Annotated in this window: 12 protein-coding genes; 2 read left to right on the forward strand and 10 right to left on the reverse strand. The window is 32.0% G+C overall.

Annotation, left to right across the window (positions count from 1 at the left end; all coding sequences use genetic code 11):
* Window positions 1-12 precede the first annotated feature (12 nt).
* On the forward strand, window positions 13-891 hold the full coding sequence (locus E0H99_RS13165; protein WP_131996325.1) for a hypothetical protein: 879 nt from the start codon (window positions 13-15) through the stop codon (window positions 889-891).
* Here E0H99_RS13165 and E0H99_RS13170 read toward each other — a convergent pair.
* On the reverse strand, window positions 874-4608 hold the full coding sequence (locus E0H99_RS13170) for a metallophosphoesterase (protein WP_131996328.1): 3735 nt from the start codon (window positions 4606-4608) through the stop codon (window positions 874-876). The two genes, E0H99_RS13165 and E0H99_RS13170, sit on opposite strands and share 18 nt — an antisense overlap.
* Window positions 4609-4633: 25 nt before the next feature.
* On the opposite strand from E0H99_RS13170, the gene E0H99_RS13175 reads away from it, so the two are divergent.
* Window positions 4634-5818 carry a Pycsar system effector family protein gene (locus E0H99_RS13175; protein ID WP_131996331.1) on the forward strand — a complete coding sequence of 395 codons (1185 nt, stop codon included), beginning with the start codon at window positions 4634-4636 and terminating at the stop codon, window positions 5816-5818.
* On the opposite strand, the gene E0H99_RS13180 is transcribed toward E0H99_RS13175, so the two are convergent.
* From E0H99_RS13180 to E0H99_RS13220, 9 genes are all read right to left on the reverse strand, one after another.
* Window positions 5815-8184, reverse strand: a complete 2370-nt coding sequence (locus E0H99_RS13180) for a GAF domain-containing protein (RefSeq protein ID WP_131996334.1) — start codon at window positions 8182-8184, stop codon at window positions 5815-5817. The two genes, E0H99_RS13175 and E0H99_RS13180, sit on opposite strands and share 4 nt — an antisense overlap.
* Before the next feature lie 365 nt (window positions 8185-8549).
* Window positions 8550-8789 carry a hypothetical protein gene (locus E0H99_RS13185; RefSeq protein WP_131996337.1) on the reverse strand — a complete coding sequence of 80 codons (240 nt, stop codon included), beginning with the start codon at window positions 8787-8789 and terminating at the stop codon, window positions 8550-8552.
* Between the two features lie 214 nt (window positions 8790-9003).
* On the reverse strand, window positions 9004-10062 hold the full coding sequence (locus E0H99_RS13190) for a nucleoid-associated protein (protein ID WP_131996340.1): 1059 nt from the start codon (window positions 10060-10062) through the stop codon (window positions 9004-9006).
* An 89-nt stretch (window positions 10063-10151) separates the two neighbouring features.
* On the reverse strand, window positions 10152-10691 hold the full coding sequence (locus tag E0H99_RS13195; RefSeq protein WP_131996343.1) for an IS1096 element passenger TnpR family protein: 540 nt from the start codon (window positions 10689-10691) through the stop codon (window positions 10152-10154).
* Window positions 10692-10894: 203 nt separating this feature from the next.
* Window positions 10895-11503: an HPP family protein gene (locus E0H99_RS13200; RefSeq protein ID WP_131996346.1), complete on the reverse strand. Its 609-nt coding sequence runs from the start codon at window positions 11501-11503 to the stop codon at window positions 10895-10897.
* A 6-nt stretch (window positions 11504-11509) separates the two neighbouring features.
* A complete protein-coding gene (locus E0H99_RS13205; RefSeq protein WP_131996349.1) occupies window positions 11510-12790 on the reverse strand; it encodes a chloride channel protein in 1281 nt (426 codons plus the stop codon).
* A gap of 126 nt (window positions 12791-12916) precedes the next feature.
* The gene (locus E0H99_RS13210) at window positions 12917-13306 is read right to left on the reverse strand and encodes a VOC family protein (RefSeq protein ID WP_131996352.1); all 390 of its coding nucleotides are present in this window, start codon (window positions 13304-13306) and stop codon (window positions 12917-12919) included.
* Window positions 13307-13488: 182 nt separating this feature from the next.
* Window positions 13489-14457 (reverse strand): lipid A deacylase LpxR family protein, encoded by a 969-nt coding sequence (locus tag E0H99_RS13215; RefSeq protein WP_131996355.1) that lies wholly within the window; start codon window positions 14455-14457, stop codon window positions 13489-13491.
* 78 nt (window positions 14458-14535) lie between these two features.
* A complete protein-coding gene (locus E0H99_RS13220; protein ID WP_131996358.1) occupies window positions 14536-14796 on the reverse strand; it encodes a hypothetical protein in 261 nt (86 codons plus the stop codon).
* Window positions 14797-14828 lie beyond the last annotated feature (32 nt).

Raw genomic sequence — 14828 nt, forward strand, 5'->3', positions numbered from 1 at the left:
ATTAATTCAACTATGAGAAACTACATTTTCATCTTATCTGCTTTTACTTTTCTTTCTTGTCAACCAGATTCGGGTACTTTAACAACGGTTTATTCGTTGCCTAAAAAGCTAAAAGAAGTTTCAGGAATTACCTATTCATCTAAAAGCAATTTGCTTTGGACACTGGAAGACAGCGGTAATGCGAATGAAATTTATGGACTGAATTTTGAAAATGGCAAAATTGAAAAAACAATAACCATCGAAAATACGGAGAATGTCGATTGGGAAGATATCACAAAAGACAAAGATGGGAATCTATATATTGGTGATTTCGGAAACAATGATAATGAAAGAAAGGATTTAAGGATTTATAAAATCGATAAAAAATCCTTAGCAGCTGAAAGTGTAATTCCAGCGTATGAAATTTCATTTGCGTATCCGGAACAAAAAGATTTCCCTCCCAAAAAAACAAAAATGTTCTATGATGTCGAAGGTTTTTTTGAGTTTAAAAATAATTTCTATCTCTTCACTAAAAACCGAAGTAAAGGTTTTGACGGGACCGCTTTTTTATACAAAATTCCAAATACGGCAGGTTTTCATCAAGCGGTTTTAATGGGAGAATTTAAAACTTGTGACAATTACAATCATTGCGCAATTACAAGCGCTGCCATAAGCCCTGATGAGTCCAAAGTTGCTGTTTTAACCCATGATAAGATATTTTTATTCGAAAGTTTCGGAGGTGATAATTTTCTGAATGGAATAAAAACTACCCTCGAACTAAACAATTTTTCCCAAAAAGAAGCCGCTTCTTTTATTGATAATGACAGAATTTTTATAGCTGATGAAAAAGTCAAAAGTGTAGGAGGAAATGTTTATGATGTAAGTGTCAAAAAACTAAAATCCAAATCCTAAACCAAAAGCAATTCGGGCTTCTTCATCGGTAGTTTTAAAATAGGTGATTCTGGCCGTAACTACATTCAAACCGTTCAGCCATAATCCGCCACCAAAAGATTGATGCCATTTATCTGAATTCTCGTCTTTTTGCCAAACTCTTCCATAATCAAAACCACCTAAAATACCGTAGGTCATAGGCAAGACACTTCTTCTGATTTTTCCTAAATTCCAACGTATATCACTACTTTGATAGAAGGATTGATTGCCTAAAAAGCGCTCGTTTCTAAAGCCTCTTAAGTCATAATCACCACCCAAAGTTGCTCCTTGATAAAATTCGAAATTGTTATTCAATAATACTTTTGCTTTCAAAATAGTTGCTAAAACTATTTTGCCATTTGCATCAATTTTATGGTTAAAATTAATTTTGCTTTCTAATGAAGGAAAATTTCTTTTGGCGTCGTTCAAATTCATTTTCCAATTCCCAGCGATAGAAAAACCCATCCCCATGGAAGGAAAAGATGGAATATCATAATTTTCAAAACTATATTTAAGTGTTGCTCCCGCAAATTGCTGACTGTCAAAAACGCCAGGATTTACGATTCCGGGAATATTTATAAATCGATTATTGGTTTCTTCCACACTGATTTGCTCAAATGAAGTTTGGAAATGTAGTGTGCTTCCATATTTCCCCACTTTTTTGATGGATGGTAAAACTTTCAACATTCGGATGCGCACGCGATTGTAATCCATTCCGAAAGTTTCGTCATTATTTGCAGTTTCATTTCCGGCACCAAAATAATTAATTGTAAAATTCGGACTCGTGAATTGGCTTTCTAAATCTAAATCCCATTTGACAATTGACTTCGGGAAATGCGCATTGTAAACCAATTCATATCCATCTGTGGCAAAAAAGTAATTTGCTTTCAAAATGTGTTTTTGCGTATATGGATTTTGATTGAATTTATTGATGGTATAGTTTGTAATAAAACCTATTTTGACACCATCATCAGGATTAAAACCAATATTTGGTAATCCTGAAAAAACATTGTATTTCGGTTTTTCATAATCATAATGACTGACCTCATAGTCATCGGACAAAATAACTCTGGTTTTTGAATCTAAAACGTAGGTGTTACTTTTTGATTTAAAATCATGAATTTTTACCTTTTTTCCGTTTTCTACAGTATACGAATCTTCGTTTTGTCCTCCAATTAATCGAATGTTTATGTCTGATTTTGAGTTTCCTTTTACTTCAAAAATATCATCTTCATCCAATCCGTAAATCCAGATATTTTTTGTTTTTCCGGCAACAAAATCTTTTGTGTACAACAATTCATCGCCTTCGTTTTTGGAACGGTATACTTCGATCCCAATATTATTTTTTGTTGTCTGGTGGATTATAAATTTGTCCTTTTTATCGGTACCAACAATCAGAACTGTTTTTTGTAACACATTATAATAGTCAGAAGCATAGCGTTGCAATTGTGTTTTTCGTACTTTTAATTTGCGCTTTATAGCTTCTATAGTTTTATCCTGAACTTCTTTTGGCAGATTATCAAAGGCGCTGTCTATTGCACTATCCGAAAGGTTTTCCTGAATGTATTTGGCTTGTTGTAACCAATCGTTTTCATTGGCAGTTTTTAGAAAAGCAAGATCCAAAGGATAAGGTTCGCGATTCAGCCATTTTACATTTTTAATTTTCTCATTAAAGGTTTGCATGTGACGCAATGCAGGCATATTCATCAAAAGAGAAAGGAATGTTCCATCATATTTTGTAAATGCTTGGTCACGATCTCTTGGAATCGGTTTGTAAATTATCTTTTTGCCTACTTTATATTCTCCCCAACGCCATTGATCTTGATGTCTGTCCCAATCGCCAATGAGCATGTCAAATAAGCGTGCTTTGATGTATTCACTTTCATCAATATTATACTTTTCATCTTTGTGAAGATTCTTAAATAAATCTTCCGTACTGATTATCGCGCTAGGACTCCCAAAGCTTTTTACGTCAATTTGGCTGTCAGTAGGCCGTTCTTCCACCATATACAATTCACCCCCAAAATTTACATTATAATCTTTTAGAGCTTTATGTTTAGGGATATAGTACAATACAGGATTTGTATGTGAAACCCCAATTTTTTCGGCCAAATTTCCAATAGCAAAAGGAGTATAAGGATGTGAAGTGGTATAGAAATCAAATAAAAAATTCTCTGCATACGTATCTTCAAATTCGTTTTCGATAAATTGGTCTTTAAAAGCCACAGCTTGCAGAAAACGAGAAGCGCTTTTTTTCAAGGCGCGCATTACATATTCTTTTCCGTTTTTGTCAACAATTTGCAATGATTTGGACTGATGTCCACCACCGGCACGTTTCGGTTTTAAACCTCCAAAAAGAGTGTCAATCGTAGTGGTTTTTACTTCTATCGGCAAGCTGTAATACTTTCGATAATGGTTCCCGAAAAGGAATTTATAAAACCTGTTTTTATCCGTTTGTTTTTCTGAATAGATAGTTGCAGTGGTAGTTTTTGCAAATGAAGTTGAAAAATTCTTAGTGCTGAAATCGTCTTTTTTAGCTACTATAAATTGTTCAAAAATCAGTTTTTCTTTGTTGTTTTCCTTCCCGTAAAAAGAAACTTTTGCGGCTCCATTTTCATAAACAGATAATCTTGCATACCCATTTCCACCATAAGAAAAATCATTGGGGTTAACGGCTTTTGCAGCCTCTGATTTTGATCCGGCTCCACTTACAATTTGCTTGATGTTATCTTTTTCAATGTATTGTAAATTATGGTCATGGCCCGAAACTACTATGACATTATTCTGACTCTGCAATAGTGTTTTTATGCGTTTAATAAAATGAGTGTAGTGTTTATTTTGAATGTCTTGCGGGCTTATTCCAGATGTTTTTCGGATGAGGTTGATAACAGAACCTATGACAGGAAGTGGAATCTTTTGTTCTAATGGGAATAGTTGTTTTTCCAATGAAAATTGACCGCCGTGTGTTCCATTGCTCATTAACGGATGATGAAGCGCCAAAATTATTGTTTTCTCCTGATTTTTATTCAGAATATCTTCTAGCTCATAAAAAAAAGCGTCTCTTGATTTTATCGTGCAATCATCGTTTATGGTTGGACTTTTATCCCAATCTTCCAGAAACCATTGGCTGTCTATAGTAATCAGTGTTAGATTTTTATTGATTTCTAAATCATCAATCCCACAGCTTTTTCTGGGTAAGAATGATTTTTTATCATTTAAATATTCCGTTACAAACTTTGCTTGGCGTACTAAACCTTTTATTCCACTGTACCAATCATGATTTCCAGGAATAAAAATGGTTTTGCCTTTGAAGTTTTTAGATAGCTTTAGTTGATTTGTCAGCTTATTTTCGGCAATAATTCGCTCATTTGGATGGTCAGTATTAGGGAGTCCCTTTGGATAAATATTATCGCCAAGAAATAAAAGAGTCGTATTGTTGTTTGCTTTTATTAATCGATCTTCCAGTAAACCAATTGTTTGTTGCGCTTTTTCTTCATTGGCGTTTCCGGCATCGCCAATTAAATAAAAAGTATGTGCAATTTTTGAGCTGTCTGTTTCGTTTTGTACTACTGGATTTTTGATTTCTTTACCAAATTGGGCGTGATGTGTTGCACATGATTGAAAAATCAAGGCTGAAACAAATAACATAAAAGTCACTTTCTTCGAGGTAATAAAACAATTATCCGAAAACAATTTCATAATTTAGTAGTATAAAAATTTATTTATGACTCTTATCGATCAAGCCCAAGATTTTGTTTTTAATTTACTCAAAGATAAACTTTCTGTTTTATATACCTATCATAATTTTAATCATACACTTGGCGTAGTTGATGCAGTTAATACACTGTCCGACAGTGAAAATTTGAATCCTACTGACAAAGAAATGCTAGTAATCGCAGCTTGGTTTCACGATACCGGATATATAAACGGTTGTGCAAACCACGAAGATTTAAGTAGTGTTATTGCAGCCGATTTTTTAAAAGAAAAAGGAAAATCGGATGATTATATAAAGAAAGTTACTGGCTTAATCAAAGCAACTATGAAGGATAGTGTACCTCAAACCCTTTTAGAAAAAATAATAAAAGACGCCGATTATTACCATCTTTTTAGCGAAGATTATGCTTTGGCTTGTGAATTTTTGAGAACAGAATGGGAAAACACAGAACAGAAATTATTTACGGATAAAGATTGGGCGATAGAAAACAAGGATTTTTTAGTAAATAAGCATCATTTTTATACGGATTATGCTTTAAAAAATTGGCAGCCCTCAAAGGAAAAAAATATTAACAAAGTACAGAAAAAAATTAAAAAAATTGAAGTAGAAGCGAAAGAAAAGCTAGAAAAAGAAATCAAAAAAAGAGAGAAAGAAGAAAAACCAGAACGGGGTATAGATACTTTGTTTAGGGTAACATTAAATAATCACACGCGTTTGAGTGGCATTGCCGACAGTAAAGCCAATATTTTACTTTCTGTAAATGCGATTATTATTTCGATTGCACTATCTACGATTATTCCAAAATTAGACAGTCCAAAAAATGCTCATTTGGTTATTCCTGTTTTTGTCATGTTAATTTCTAGTGTAATTACCATCATTTTTGCTATACTTTCTACACGTCCAAAAGTGACTAAGGGGGTTTTTACGAAACAAGACATTGAAGATAAAAAAGTGAACCTGCTTTTCTTTGGAAACTTTTATAAAATGCCTTTGGAGGATTATGAATGGGCTATGAATGAGATGATGAAAGACAGAGAATATCTGTATAATTCGATGATTAAAGATTTATATTTTCTGGGATTGGTCCTGGAAAAAAAATACAGACTGTTGCGAATTGCCTATAATCTTTTTATGATAGGAATAGTTCTGTCGGTTATTGCTTTTGTAATTGCTTTCAAAATGGTTGGTGTTTAGTTTAATTCGTCCAATAAATCCTGATAAGAATACTTTTTAGTCATTGCTCTATTCTCGGCATTAACCACTTTTACTCTTATGGCTCTTAGCCCGGAAACACCTTGTAATTCTTCCACCTCGAATTGTTCGATGTTTGGTTCGAGAATATTTTTGAATTGCAGGAATTTGATGTATTTCAAATATTCGGTTTCTTCCTGATTATGTGAATATACGATGGTGATTTTTTCTTTTTCGGTAATACGGTCTTTAGTCCCTTTGATGTTGGCTTTATCGATTCGTTTTTTCACCACTTCATATCTCGCATTGTATGTTCCATCAACATCAAAACGCTTTTCATCCATTCTAAATCGGATAGAAATAGGGGGACTAAACACCAAAATTAGAGAAGTGACATCTAATTTATAGGGCAAAGAAGACTTTAATTGATGATGTTCTAACTCCATTTCACACAAGGTTTGCAATTGCCACAATCGTAAATTATTAAGATACATCATGTCAAATGTTAGATTTGGAGCAATGGAAGCACCAATGTACAAGTTATGTTCTACCCCGTCAGTTTTAAACCGTTCGTAATAATGCGGAAAAATATTTTGTGCTTCCGTTTGTTTTTTATCAATAATTCCAGCCAGTTTTTTATTGACAATAGACATTGCATTATCGAATTTCTTTCTGGATTGATAAAACAATCCCGTTTTTTCATCTAGTTTTTCAAAATAGTTTTCAACTAAAATTTGGCACTCATTGTCCATTTTGGAATTTTTTAAAATGGGATGAATTTCAGTTTCAATATAACGTTGAATCTGTTGTTCGGTATCCGCTTTCAGGGGAGAATCCAATTCTTTGAAAAACGATTGTAATTCAAATTTTCGCTGTTCCAACAATACAAGATTGGTATTGGATTTTAGATTTTCAAAAATTTGCAAGAGTGTTTTCAGTTGATTCTTTAGATCTGCTTTTACGGTCTCGTTTCTATGCTCGGAAGAGCCTTTAATGTCAATCTGACCATATAAAGGATATACCTCTTTGAAAACAATTTCTTTAAAAATATAACCTTTACTTTGATTACTGGTTAGGAAATATTTTTGGGCTTCTTTTCTGAATTTCCAATACACGCTAGGATGAATCGTAGTATATTCTCTTTGAATAATGGCTTCTATTTGGTGTTGCATATCATTGTTATAACGTTCCAATGTATCCACCAAATAAGGCAAAATTAAGTCCAGATTGTTTGCATTGATGCTGTTAAGCTCTCTTGGCTTTGCCGAAACTAATTCTATAATACCCAAAAGTTTATCATTTTTTATTACCGGAGCAAGAATACAGCTTTGAATATTCTGTTTTAACAAATGCTCTCCCAGTTTTTCATTTCCTGATGTTAGAGCTAATTTTTCAACATTTGAAATTATAAAAGGTTTATTTTGCTCTAAAATGTTTTTTAAAGAGCAACCAAAAAGGGCGTTTTTACAATCGACTTCTTCGATATCGTGAAGAATAAAACTGCCTATTTTTTTTTCATCATAAATTGGCCTTGTAAATTTTTCATCTTCTTCATTATAAATGATGAAACCGACTTGTAAATCGGATACCTTAAAAATGGAACGAAAAATAGTTTCAAAATTCAGGGTGTTATCGATTTGTTCCGTTTCTGATTTTAGAAGATTACTTTTTAAGTTTGAAATGGCACTTTCAATGGAAGCATCAAATAGAGATACGATACCAAAGCCTTTTAAAATCCAACTTTCCGATGGGAATTTTTCTTTCCACAAATCGATATTATCATAATTATCCATCAATAAATCGATATCCTCTGGAGTTAATGTCATCGCTTTATCAGTAGGGATAATTTCCATAAAATCGGCATTATATAGAATTCTATAATGCTTCATAATGCCATTTGCATCTGGAATATCATAAAATAAAGGTCTGTTGAAATCAAAATGTTGATTATAAAATGTGTTCAGAATCAAAATGCAATTCATGATGTAGAATTGGTGTTCATCAAAATCCCGGATTGTCATGTCAAATGTTGTCCCGGCATTATGAAGTGTTTTTTTGAATCTTTCGGTATAATTAAAAGTAAAATTCTGGAAAGGAATCGTTACTGCTTTAATTTCATTATTAGTTAAGGCAGTAGGAAATAGGTCGGCTAATAGGTATTTGATTACCGTTTCATTTTCATGAATTAAATTTAAATCTTCAATTCCTGTTCTAAATTCAGGAAAAGGTTCTATTTGTTTTAATAATGCTTTGGCGTAATTGGAGCGATAATCCACATTGGTGACAGCAATTTCTTCGAGAGCTTTAATAAGCTTATGGAATGAAATCAAGGTTTTGAATGGGCTGTCTTTAAAAAAATTACGAGTCATCCTTTTTTGTTTTACGGAAAAACAAATTTACAAATAATTCGAAACCAAAAGTCTACAAATTGTCTTTTAGTTTCATCTTTAAGAAGCTCTTATTTGCAAGTATTTTTAAGAGAGTTTCTTTTAAATCAAGTTATGATTTGCTGATAAAGGTAATATTGGAGTTCAAGAGACTTTTTTTTAATTTATTTTTTTGTCTCAATAACATTATTGATTGGATTAATATAAGGATTAGCATCTTTTCAAGGGTTTTATAGTGTTAGTGATAAACTGAATTTAAATTTTATAAAGGCATGCTTTCTTCAAGAATAAAAAGAGAATAAGTTGTTGTTTTAGAATCGAATTAACTGTAATAAATAAGAGATTTTTCATATAGAATGAATTCTTTTATTATAGAAACCAATCAGTGTTTCATTTATTTCTTTTAGCTCTGGGGTAAGAAATGTTTTTCTGCCTTTTTCATCGTTAGTTAATTCGAGTTGACAAACAGTGCATTTAAATTCTTTGAAATGATTTGTGACATTTCGGGTTGTTATTATTTTATGGCCAAATAGTGAACACAGGATTCTTTTATTTATAAATTTTTCTTTGATTTCGGTTGTGTTCATATATTTGGTTATTTAGATTTGGGGGACTAAACTTAATTAATAACCGTTTAAATATCAAATAAAATCGATTAAATACATTTTTAATTAAATAAAACAATAAAATTCTTATAAAATTAATAAAATTTTTTTATATCCTCATGGAAGAAGGTGTGAAAAGGGCATAAAAAATCCCCAACTACTTAAGTAATTGAGGATTGAATATTTAGAAGTGTAACTAGCTTTTCTCTTCTTTGTTGAAATAAACTAAGTAGTAATACATTTGTTTTTCTTCGTCCCAACCTTTTTCTACAAATTTTTCGGCACTTTCAGGATTGATGAAATCCATTTTAATTTGAATGTGTGTATCTAAATTGATTACGTTTTTGATTGATTTTCTCGCATCAGAAACCGCAGCATTAGCAATAGGGAAGGAGGTTACATCTTCAATACTGTATTTTTCTCCTTTATCAATTTTATAGTTCTTGAATTCCGGAATTAAGTCTGGATTATCTAGTACTTCATTCAAGAAATTTGTTTCCTCGAACTGATCGTTTTTTGCAAAATAGTTCACAGAACGGTTCATGAACATCACTTCTTCTTTCTTATCTTCAGCAGGGAAGACAACATCTTTGGCGAAGTTCTGACAGAATTTTAAATACTTTTTAGTGATGAAGTTTTCATCTTCAAAAGCATCAACAGATAAGAAATGTTCTAACCAATATCTGGCATCATAGCGGTTGCTATCTACTGTAAGGATTTTGTATCCTTCTTCTTTTTTATAATTAAAGATCAAACAGCCTTTGTCTAATTTATTTAGACTTACACCTTGTTGTAAAATCATTTCTAAGTGCGTTTCTTTTTCTTCAAATTGCAAAAAGTCAGCCTGAATCTCACTTTTGAAAATTCCTATGGCATCCACGACATTATTATCAATACTTACGTTTGTTAAATATGTAACGTATACTTCTCCATTTTTGATGTGAGGATGATTAGACTGTTCAAATAAGTGTTTTGTTATTTTTTTAGAAACCTCATGAATAGTACTAGGGTTTTCAAAAATCTCTGTCGCGTATTTGAACATATCATTGTAATCCAAATCAATTTCATGTGCAAACTGAAAATAGTTTTCTTCTTTTTCTCTAAATGGTTTAAAGAAAAATTCTTTCATCAAAGGCACAATTTCATCATTCAGATTGAAAGGTTGCTCCGATAAAAAAATGGCTTCGTTTCTACTTTTATTACCAACTCTGTGAATTGATAAGTTTTCGATGTGTGTATTATATAAGTTGATCATCTTTTTTATTTTTTTAGATAAAAGAACCAAGATGAAAGACAGCAAAAAGGTCTTTTATCTTGGCTCTTGATTCTTAATTGTATAATGCTTTAATTCCAGTTCTCCTCAAATCCAAAGTCTTCAAAACTATCGTCTCCTTCAAACATATCCAGATCATCTTCGTCTAACCCGTCTTCAAATTCATCATTGTAGTTATCTGCATTATCTGATTCAAAGTTTTTTTCCATTGCTTCATCCGGCATTTCTCCATGAGAAAAAATAGTTTCCGGATATAAATTACCAAGAACTTGATCTTCTACAGCAGCCAGTTCTACAAGGAAAGTCCACATATTGATGAAATCATAAACATAGAGGATTTTAGTATTTCCCTTATCTAAAATATCTGACAATTGGTAATCGCTCATGATTTTTTGCTCACCTGGAACATCACCGGTATCAAAAAGTGAGATTTCATCTTCCTGATTCCAAGTTTCATCGCAAGTATAAAATGAAGCCACTTCCATTCCGTCAAATCCAAAGGAATTAAAAATAGCATTGTGCAAATCTTCTAAAGTATCGTCTTCAAGTATTGCAATGTCTCTAAAAACATCTTCTTCCGCGTCTAGAATCACTCTAAATTTATAAACCATAATCTTTGTTTTTATTGAAAGCTCAAAGGTAAAATTTAATTTTTAGATTTAGATTTCAGATTTTCGATTTGTTGATAAGATTTTTGTGTATGCATTCATTTAAGAATGATAGTAATTGAAAGTTCACCCAAGTCAGGATGTTAAGTGAAAACGCTATTCGCAAATGAGAATTTTTATTCGAAGGATTCCATTTTCATTGTTTTTTACTCGTCTGATTTGCTTTTAAACATAGTAGCGACTCTTTTTCTAAATTGATGGTATTTTTTATGATTTGGATATATCCTGCTGTGAGCCATGTTGTTAAAAATTAAAGCAACGACAAGCAAAATAAGTACACCGCTCAAAACAGGAGAAAGTACATACCAATAGCCCAAATTTTTAATTTTTTCAGAACCAGCTATTGCAATCAAAGCGGTCGCTCCGCCTGGAGGGTGTAATGTTTTAGTCATTTGCATCAAAACAATAGATGAAGAAACAGCTAGCGGAGCGGTTAACCAAAGTATATCCGGAACGAATTTATATACCGTAACACCAATAATTGCAGAAATTAAGTGACCTCCAATAAGATTTCTAGGTTGTGCCAATGGACTTTGAATTACGCCATAGACCAAGACACTTGATGCACCGAATGAACCAATTAAATAAACCACATCTGAATCTGGTAACGTTTGAGATTGTAAGTAGGCAATTATGCCAATACCAATGAATGAACCCAAAAAAGCCCAGAAATGTTCTTTAAAATCAATTAAAGTTTCTTTATACAGAATGTATTTAGTTTTACGATAATTTCTTTTTATTTTTTGAACAGGCATAAGCAGTTATTTTATTAAACTTGGCGAATAGGAGTAAACAGTGAATGGATAAATCGCTTTTGCCGTATATTTTGAAACCAAGCAAACCACTAGAATTGGAAGAAGCAATGTATAATCATTGGTTAAACCACAAACTAAGAATATAGCGGTAAAAGGCGCATGAATACTGGCACTCAAAACGGCGGCCATTCCTATTATCATGAAGTTTATTGGAATTACATTTGCATTGAAATATCTGTTCAAAACTAAAGCTAAGAGTAATCCTAAAAAAGCGCCGATAAAAAGGCTTGGTGCAAAAACACCACCATCTCCACCAGAAGCAAGAGTAGCCGAAGCAACAATGGGTTTCAAAAGTAAAATTCCAATAAAGGTTAGTACTAACGAAAGTGAAAGTACCATTTCATTTGGATTAATAAAAATAGTTTTGATGGCATGATATCCTTCGCCATAAAGTTGTGGGAAAACAAAAAGAGAAATACTTAAAATCACAGATCCGAAGATAATTTTGAAATAAGGTACTTTTATTTTCGAAAATTGTTCTTTAAAAAACAAAACACAACGGGTTAAATAAACGGAATGTATTCCTGCTATAATTCCTAAAAGTATAAAGTAGGGTATAGCTCTTAAATGCCAAGTCGTAATGTTTACTGCAAACAAAGGTTTTTCATCCAATAAATAAATGAGTCCAAAAGCGATCGAAACGGCTATAAGGTTTGTTAGTACAAACGCCCGAGTTACTTTTTTTGAGATTACTTCGAGTGAAAATAAAATTCCGGCAATTGGACTGCTGAATAATGCGGTAATTCCAGCGGCAACTCCTGCACAGATTAATTCTGTTTTGTATTGTCTGAATACATTTTGTTTTCTTTGCGCAACAGAACCAATAGCTGCCGAAGCGACAACTGTCGAAACTTCTATTCCGGTAGAACCACCAAAGACTACAGTCAATAAGCCGTTAATGAAATGAGAAGAAATCTTATAACTGGGTAAGTTTTTTGAATTGGAATTGGTACTTTCAAAGATTTCTTTTATACCTTTGTTTTCCTTCTTTTTAAATACATATTCCCGAAGAAAAAAAATAATTGACAATCCAAAAACTGGAAAAACAACATAGAATATTGGATTTACAATCGTTTGGTGAAAAAAGATTTCTTCATAATATTCCGTAGCATTTTTTAAAATGACACCTAAAAAAGCAGAAAGAAAACCAATTAGAATGGATACAATAACTAGTTTCTGAAGTTTAATGAAGCGATAATTTTTTTTGATTTGCGTGGTATTGTTCATTTGAAAATTAATTGTCTGAATATTACAAATTTAGAGAAACAAAATCAGAATAGATTGAAATATAGATTGGAATGTTTTCTTTTATGATTTTGGTAATATTTTTACTTTTTTACAAATAGAAATGTTTTATTTTTCATAAAATTCTATCGGTAATCCGTCTGGATCAGCAATAAAGAAGAAGCTTTTTTGCGTAAATTCATCAACACGAATTTCCTCTGAAATGATATTTTTATTGACCAAAAAATCTCGCGTTTTTTGAATATCGTCAACTTCAAAAGCTAAATGACGTAATCCTAGCGCTTCTGGTTTTGAAGGGCGTTGTGGAGGATTTGGAAATGAAAAAAGCTCAACGATATAATTTCCGTTTAAAGCTAAATCGAGTTTATACGATTGTCTTTCCTCACGGTAAATTTCTTGAAAAATTGTTAGCCCTAAAATTGAGGTATAGAAAGTTTTTGATTTTTGATAATCAGAACAAATAATGGCAATGTGGTGGATTTTGTTTATTGAAAGCATATTATTTTAAAAAAAATTGAATTCATTTTTATCTTCAACATTTTGCTAAAGATGTTCTGAAAATATCGTCTTCGGTAGCGTAGATTATTCTGAATTTGTAAACTATAATTTTTATTTATTATAAATCAAAGGTAAAATTTATATTCAGTTTTTAGGTTTTCGATTATTGGATTTTGAAAAAGTTATAGTTTGTGCCCTATTCTAATTCCGCCCCATTTGTGAGGATCGCCTGTTTTGAATTCCCTCGAAAGTTCAGAGCGGGAATATTCGAGATAAAGTGCTTTGTATTGTATGATAATCCCATAATTAGTTTGAAAAGTAAATCTATCGATATCGCTATTAGCAATAACATAAGGACTTTTTCGATTAAAAAGCCCACCTTGTAAACTCGTATCATATCCAATAATAGAAACTAAGCCTTGTAAATAGCCATAAATCTGGAAGTCATTTTTGTTTTTTACGGAAGTAAAAGGAGAATTAATTTTTCCTAAAGTAGTTGTTAACCCTCCAGATATATTTGTGTTCACAGTTCCCAATCGAAGTTTTGCGTTAGAATTTAGCGCCAATAAATTGTGGAACTTATATAATTGTTTTTCATGAGCAATTTCATAATTTAACAATATATCATTTTTGATTTGATATTGCCAACCATGTGGGATTTCATCATGAATCCATTCGTGAAATTTAGTTTGCATTTCCTTGCCTAAAGCGCCGGGGCCAATAATTCCAATGCTTAATGCAGAAGAAAGTTTGGTTTTATGAATAGTATCTGTCGAAATTAAAAATGATTTTAGCATTATCGCCGCGGAAAAAGGCCTATCCCCGTAAAGGATTTTATCTGACTTGAGGCTTGTTGGTGCAAAGCCCATAAGTTCTATTGATAATCCATATTTTTGTTCGCTGTTTTTTAATTTTTTAAATAAGTTGTTTATCGGATTCTTTATCAGTTTTGGGCTTGCAAGTTCAAAATTACCATCTTGCGTGTAGTAATGATCGGTTGCGGTGAAATAGTCGTTGTCATAATGAAAACGAAAATAATTATTGCTTTTTAAATCTCTAAAAGCTGCAGTATTGTCAATTCTTTGGGAAAATGATAATAGAGGCAAAAGCAACAAACAGACAGTATAATATTTTTCTAATAAATTTTTCATACTCACATATAAAAAAATAATTCTCCGATTTTTATAATTTTTAATCCAGTTTGCAAATAATCAAATTAAAAAGATAAATTATTTCAGGTAAGTCATTTCAGGAAGATTTGCAGTGGCATCTTGAATCAAAGCATCAGAATGAAGTTTATGGATCAAAGCTTTGGTTTCATCAATATCATTTATTCGGAAAAGAAACAGTACTTCGTTTTTATCATCGGCATTTTGCCAAAGATGCTCCAGAAACATATTGTTTTCGGCATGAAAGGCTTTGTCTTTTTCTAAAATTTCCCTGATGATTGTAATGGGAACATTCTTAAGTTTTGCTAATAAATGTGGCATTGTTTTTTGAATTGATAAGGTGTAAAATGAAC

Source organism: Flavobacterium sp. GT3P67, from assembly GCF_004349155.1.
In the GTDB taxonomy this organism is placed as follows: domain Bacteria; phylum Bacteroidota; class Bacteroidia; order Flavobacteriales; family Flavobacteriaceae; genus Flavobacterium; species Flavobacterium ranwuense.

Bases quoted from the DNA above. Each gene is read 5' to 3' on its own strand.
- E0H99_RS13170 (WP_131996328.1), bottom strand. From the start codon at position 4,608: ATGAAATTGTTTTCGGATAATTGTTTTATTACCTCGAAGAAAGTGACT.
- E0H99_RS13220 (WP_131996358.1), bottom strand. From the start codon at position 14,796: ATGCCACATTTATTAGCAAAACTTAAGAATGTTCCCATTACAATCATC.
- E0H99_RS13195 (WP_131996343.1), bottom strand. From the start codon at position 10,691: ATGGTTTATAAATTTAGAGTGATTCTAGACGCGGAAGAAGATGTTTTT.
- E0H99_RS13180 (WP_131996334.1), bottom strand. From the start codon at position 8,184: ATGACTCGTAATTTTTTTAAAGACAGCCCATTCAAAACCTTGATTTCA.
- E0H99_RS13215 (WP_131996355.1), bottom strand. From the start codon at position 14,457: ATGAAAAATTTATTAGAAAAATATTATACTGTCTGTTTGTTGCTTTTG.
- E0H99_RS13205 (WP_131996349.1), bottom strand. From the start codon at position 12,790: ATGAACAATACCACGCAAATCAAAAAAAATTATCGCTTCATTAAACTT.
- E0H99_RS13175 (WP_131996331.1), top strand. From the start codon at position 4,634: ATGACTCTTATCGATCAAGCCCAAGATTTTGTTTTTAATTTACTCAAA.
- E0H99_RS13200 (WP_131996346.1), bottom strand. From the start codon at position 11,503: ATGCCTGTTCAAAAAATAAAAAGAAATTATCGTAAAACTAAATACATT.
- E0H99_RS13190 (WP_131996340.1), bottom strand. From the start codon at position 10,062: ATGATCAACTTATATAATACACACATCGAAAACTTATCAATTCACAGA.
- E0H99_RS13185 (WP_131996337.1), bottom strand. From the start codon at position 8,789: ATGAACACAACCGAAATCAAAGAAAAATTTATAAATAAAAGAATCCTG.
- E0H99_RS13210 (WP_131996352.1), bottom strand. From the start codon at position 13,306: ATGCTTTCAATAAACAAAATCCACCACATTGCCATTATTTGTTCTGAT.
- E0H99_RS13165 (WP_131996325.1), top strand. From the start codon at position 13: ATGAGAAACTACATTTTCATCTTATCTGCTTTTACTTTTCTTTCTTGT.